Below are 2,927 nucleotides of genomic sequence, written 5' to 3' on the forward strand. Positions count from 1 at the left end.
GCGCCTGGGTGTGTCCCCACACGTCGACTTCGACGGCGGGGGTCGTGATGGTGGTCATGGTGCGCCTTCCTGGGCGACGGGCACCACCCTTTGGGGTGATGCGAGAGGGTGAAGAAATCGGGTGATGCGGCGGGGTGACGCCGGGGGTGACGGGGACCGGCGGATGCCGGTCCCCGTCCGGTTTGTCAGGCGAGGCCTGCGGCTTCGGCGGGGGTGGTGTCGCCGGTGACGATCTGCTCGACTGGGGAGAGGGAGTATCCCCACGCGGCGAGCTGGCGGAAGAACGCGGCGGCGCGCTCGTCGCCGCGTCGCCACGACTCCTTGCTGGTGCCTGCCTCGGCACCGGCGAGAACGACCGCGAGGGCCACCAGGCGGGCCTTGCCGGGGTTGGCCTCCACCAACTCGGCCAGGCCGTCCATGCGGTAGCCGGAGGGCCGCTCGACGGCGAGGAACGTGTGCGCGAGGTCGTTGCCGCCCGACATCGCGGACGACACTGAGAATCGGTGAGCGGTCAGGCCCAGCGCGATCACCCGGTCAGCGTCCTTCGGCAGGGTCTTGCGGGAGAGGAACGTCGCGAGCCATTCGCGGCGCACCGTCTCGGCGGCGATCCACGCCTTGTTGTTGGCGATGAGCGCCTTCCGCTCGGCGGACTTCTCGACGCGCTCTTCCTCGATCTGCTCCGCGGTCAGCGGCTCGGCGGGGGTGCCGGGTGCGCCGTAGGCGTAGGTGAACCCCGCGTCAGTGGGGTTCTGGACGAAGTAGGTCACGTCGATGTCGCCGCGCCAATTGGTGTCGATGAGCGCGCCGCGCACCGGGACGGTGGCGATGTGCTCGGCGGTGACCTGCACGTCATCCGCGGTGCGGAGTTTGCGAAGGCTCACCCACGGGGTGTCCTCGCTGTAGGCGTCGGCGCGGGAGAGCACCTGGAACCCGTTCGCGATCTGCTCCTGTTCGACGGCGGCGAAGCGGGCCTTTTCCGCGGCGTCGTCCCGGAGGCTCTGCGCGGTGTAGTCGAACTGGGCCGGGTCGGTGGCGGCGACTTCGATCAGGTGCGCGCGGGCGTCGGCGTCGTCCTCGAATTCCAACAGCACCGCCGCCTGGTCGAGGGTCAGCGCGTGCTCGTGCAGAGCGGACGTGACGGTGGCGGACTCCGCGACGGCGATGCCCTTTTTCACCGCGTCGGTCTTGGTGCCGGTGCGCTTGGCGATCTGCGCGGCGCTGATGCCCTCGAACGCGAGCTGCTGCCAGGCGGCGGTGCGATCCGCGGTGCTGAGGTCGGCGCGCTGGTCGTTCTCGATGATCTGCTGAATGAGGCGGTCTGCGGTGGTGTCGTCGCCCTCCACGACATAGACGGGAACGGTGAACACCTCGGCCTCGCGGGCAGCGAGGGTGCGGCGCTGACCGGCGCGGACGATGACGTTTCCGTGCTCGTCGCGGCGAGCGAGGATCGGGGTGATGACGCCGTTCTCACGGATCGACGCGACGAAATCCTTCGTCACGGGGGCGCTGGTGCGCACGTTCACCTCGATGACGAGGGTGGTCGGGTCGATGTGCTCGATGGTCCCGGTTCCGGTGGTGATGCTCACGATGGTTTCTCCTTGATCGGTGTGCGACCATGAAGGCGACGGGTCCCGTGGTACTTGCACTACTACGGGGCTTATGTCGTCTTCCAGATCGTTTTTCTTTGCCTCTCCGGCGAGTGAAAACCAACTGAGCGGAGGCGGCGGAGTGACGCCGATTCCGGGCGAAATAAGCCCGTAGGGCGCGTCCGGGATCGGTGGCACGTAGCCGTTGGAGCGAAGTAGGTTGAAACCGCGGAGAGGTGAAGAAAACGGTAACCCGGGCCGCGTAGCGGCTCCCTCCGGCGGTGCTCCGTCACCGCTGCGCGGGCGGAGCTCGCGCCCCGCCGCAGGCGGGACACCGGGGAGCGCGAGGGGGTCGCCCCTCGTGGCCGGCCCGTAGGCCGGCCCCTCCCCCTGCTGGGTCAGCTCCAGCTCTCGGTCCAGTCCTCGGGCGGGACGACGGCGCCGGCTGGCCTGTCGTGTGCAGGTAGTACAGGGTGCTGCTGTAGTCGTCATCCCCGCGGCTGACGCTCATCTGCCGGTGATCGTCGTCCGTCTCCGCGATGCTCCACCTGGTCGAGACGTCCACGGCGTACAGATCGCCGTAGGAGTCGGTGACGAGCTGGTCGCAGACGGGGCAACGCAGCGCGCGGTACGTCTCCCCGTCATCGGTCACCGTGACGACCATGAGGACCGGGGCCGCGGCCCACACCTGTTGCTGTAGCTGCTCGATCGTGGCGAGCAGTGCGTCAGCGGTCGGGCCGGGGGTGAGGAACGCGACAAGCGCGGCGGCGTAGTCGGTGCCGTCGTCGGTGACGGGATGCCCGCCCGGCGCGCCATCGCCCGGCAGGGTGAGGGTGTTGCGCACGTGCGCGAGGATCTCGGCGTCGGTGGCCGCGGCGTCATCGTCGGACTCCGCGCGGCGGGTGTCGAGGATGAGCGCGAGCTGCGCCGCGGTCGCGCGGCCGGTGTCGATGGTGGTCATGGTGCGTTCCTGTCAGCGGACGGTGGTCGAGTCGACGGTCAGCCCGTGCTCCGCGGGGCGGGCGAGGGTGTCGGGTCGTCGGTGATCTGCTCCCAGCCCTCGGGCGATAGGACGGCCGCGGGGTCGCCGTCGCGGTCGGTGAGAACGACGCACGTCCGAGCGTCGAGCGCGGCCCCGGTGCGCGGGCACACGATGTTCTTGCTGACGAGAAACGTGACCATCTGGTCGCGGAGGATCGCTTCGAGGGTGGTGGACATGGCTGCTCCTGACTGATCGTTTTTCTTTGCCTCTCCGGCGGGAATGACCGTTTGAGTGGAGGCGGCGCAGTGACGCCGATTCCGGGCGAAATAAGCCCGTAGGGCGCGTCCGGAATCGGTGGC

3 protein-coding genes are annotated in these 2,927 nt (G+C 69.3%); all 3 read right to left on the reverse strand.

From position 1 onward, the window contains the following. Positions 1-185: 185 nt before the first annotated feature. Entirely contained in the window at positions 186-1,586 is a 1,401-nt protein-coding gene (locus RWP81_RS15825; protein WP_314457715.1) for a ParB/RepB/Spo0J family partition protein, read from the reverse strand. A gap of 289 nt (positions 1,587-1,875) precedes the next feature. Next, positions 1,876-2,547, reverse strand: coding sequence for a hypothetical protein (locus tag RWP81_RS15830; protein WP_314457716.1), 672 nt, complete (start codon positions 2,545-2,547; stop codon positions 1,876-1,878). Between the two features lie 38 nt (positions 2,548-2,585). Then, complete coding sequence (locus RWP81_RS15835) at positions 2,586-2,804, reverse strand: hypothetical protein (protein WP_314457718.1); 219 nt, start codon at positions 2,802-2,804, stop codon at positions 2,586-2,588. Positions 2,805-2,927 lie beyond the last annotated feature (123 nt).

This window comes from uncultured Microbacterium sp., assembly GCF_963521695.1.
Lineage (GTDB): Bacteria > Actinomycetota > Actinomycetes > Actinomycetales > Microbacteriaceae > Microbacterium.